The organism is Mycobacterium sp. 1245805.9 (assembly GCF_001672915.1).
Taxonomy (GTDB): Bacteria; Actinomycetota; Actinomycetes; order Mycobacteriales; family Mycobacteriaceae; genus Mycobacterium.
In genome coordinates, this window is the sequence record NZ_LZKR01000185.1 from 1 (window position 1) to 1,452 (window position 1,452).

Below are 1,452 nucleotides of genomic sequence, written 5' to 3' on the forward strand. Positions count from 1 at the left end.
GAGGCCCGCATGGACGCCGTCATACCGGCCTGGCCACCCGAAAATTGCAGCGGCACAAGCGAATCGCGCCGCGCGTGACCCCGACATGAGCCGCAAGCGGGTCGTCGTTGCCGGGCTGGGGGACGTCGGTGTCCTGACCGCCATCCGCCTGGCCCGGCACGCCGACGTCGTCGGCATCTCCGCCAAGCCCGCGCTGGTGAGCGGGCAGGAACTCGGCGTCCGGCTCTCCCGCCCCGAGGACTGGGCCCGCGACTACTGGATCCCGTTCGACAAGTTCCGCCGCCTGGACGACGTGCGCACGGTGCAGGCGACGCTGACCGGGCTCGATCTGGCGGCCCGAACGGTGTTGGGTCGGCGCGAGGACGGCACGGCCGTGGCCGAGGAGTACGACGCGCTGGTCATCTCGACGGGCGTCAGCAACGGCTTCTGGCGCCGCCCGACCCTGCAGTCGCCCACCGAGATCGGCGCCGACCTGCGCGCCGCCCATGACCGGCTGGCCGCCGCGGATTCGGTGATCGTCGTGGGCGGCGGAGCGGCCGCGGTCAGCAGCGCCGTCAACCTCGCGACCACCTGGCCCGGCAAGCGGGTCGACCTTTACTTCCCCGGCGAGCGGGCGCTGGGCGAGTATCACCCGGCGACGTGGCGGCGCATCCGGGACCGATTGGTCGGCCTGGGCGTGGGCGTGCACCCGGGCCACCGCGCCCAGATCCCCGACGGCTTCTCGGGTGAGGAGATCACAGGGGAACCGGTCGGATGGAGCACCGGGCAACCCCCGGCTTCCGCCGACGCCGTGCTGTGGGCGATCGGCCGGGTACGCCCCAATACCGATTGGCTGCCACCGGAACTCCTCGACGAACGCGGCTTCGTCCGCGTGACGCCGCAGCTGCGGGTGCCCGGTCATCGGGGCGTGTTCGCGGTCGGGGACGTCGCGGCTACCGATCCCCTCCGCAGCTCCGCCCGCAACCGTGGGGATGCGTTGGTAGCGAACAACATTCGCGCCGAGTTCACGGGTCGGGATCTGCGCGCCTTCCGGACTCCGGGCCGGCGGTGGGGTTCGTTGGTGGGCATCCAGCCCAACGGGCTCGAGGTCTTCTTCCCCACCGGCCAATCGCTGCGGTTCCCGTCCTGGTCGGTCGAGCGGGTGGTGATGCCGTGGATCGTCCGCTGGGGCATGTATCGCGGGATCCGCGAAAATCAGCCGCTCCGGCCGCTCAGCTCTTGATGGACCCGGTTCGCTTGGTCGTGAACGTCGCGACGCACACCATGGCGCGGTCGCCGCGCTGCCACGATTCTCGGGTGGGCGGCATGATCGCCAGGTCGATGTCGGGATCCAACAACGCCGACGGCGAGTACGACGCCAAGTCGTCCTTGCAGTCCTTGCCGTAGGCGCCGAATCCGGACTCGCCGGGGAACGGCCCGTCGGGGATGGTCACGATCCCGGTCACCTCCGCC

At 71.1% G+C, this 1,452-nt stretch carries 1 protein-coding gene and 1 pseudogene; one reads left to right on the forward strand and one right to left on the reverse strand.

Going from position 1 to position 1,452, the window contains the following annotated elements; genetic code table 11:
- Nucleotides 1-85: 85 nt before the first annotated feature.
- Nucleotides 86-1,222 (forward strand): FAD-dependent oxidoreductase, encoded by a 1,137-nt coding sequence (locus A9X00_RS24805; protein ID WP_067159566.1) that lies wholly within the window; start codon nt 86-88, stop codon nt 1,220-1,222.
- On the opposite strand, the pseudogene A9X00_RS24810 reads toward A9X00_RS24805, so the two are convergent.
- Nucleotides 1,212-1,452: pseudogene (locus A9X00_RS24810) on the reverse strand (septum formation family protein); the annotation flags it as partial. The gene A9X00_RS24805 and the pseudogene A9X00_RS24810 overlap by 11 nt on opposite strands.

Bases quoted from the DNA above. Each gene is read 5' to 3' on its own strand.
- A9X00_RS24805 (WP_067159566.1), top strand. From the start codon at position 86: ATGAGCCGCAAGCGGGTCGTCGTTGCCGGGCTGGGGGACGTCGGTGTC.